This is a genomic window from Pseudomonas sp. MD330_10 (genome assembly GCF_042610415.1).
In the GTDB taxonomy this organism is placed as follows: Bacteria; Pseudomonadota; Gammaproteobacteria; order Pseudomonadales; family Pseudomonadaceae; genus Aquipseudomonas; species Aquipseudomonas rhodesiae.
This window is the reverse complement of record NZ_JBHGZU010000068.1, coordinates 1-295: the sequence shown is the minus strand read 5'-3', so window position 1 is coordinate 295 and position 295 is coordinate 1. Positions and strand designations below refer to the sequence as shown.

Genomic DNA, 295 nt, shown 5'->3' with positions numbered 1-295 from the left:
TGGTGATGCCTCTGGCTTTCTGGACTAGCACTTCTCGCTCTCCGGGCTTGAAGATGTTGCTCAGCACGGTATCGGTGATGTACTGAGTCCGGTCAGACGTGAAGGTTTGCACAGGCCCCGGGGCCTTATCCCGTGCACGTCGTTTCTGCTGTGCCTCTTCTCCATCTGCCACCACTTCGCGAATCGACGGGCGGCTGTAGTTTCGCCTGACGCCAGGATTGGCTCGCTCAGTCAAGGGACCGGACCATTCTCCCTTCTGACCTGGTTTCTGGTCGCCCGTCAAATCAGTGCGCTT

1 protein-coding gene is annotated in these 295 nt (G+C 58.3%); it reads right to left on the bottom strand.

What is annotated here, in order from left to right:
- Positions 1-235, bottom strand: a 235-nt coding sequence (locus ACFZPT_RS26645; RefSeq protein ID WP_379559121.1) for a hypothetical protein, incomplete at its 3' end; no start/stop codon positions are given.
- Between the last annotated feature and the right edge of the window lie 60 nt (positions 236-295).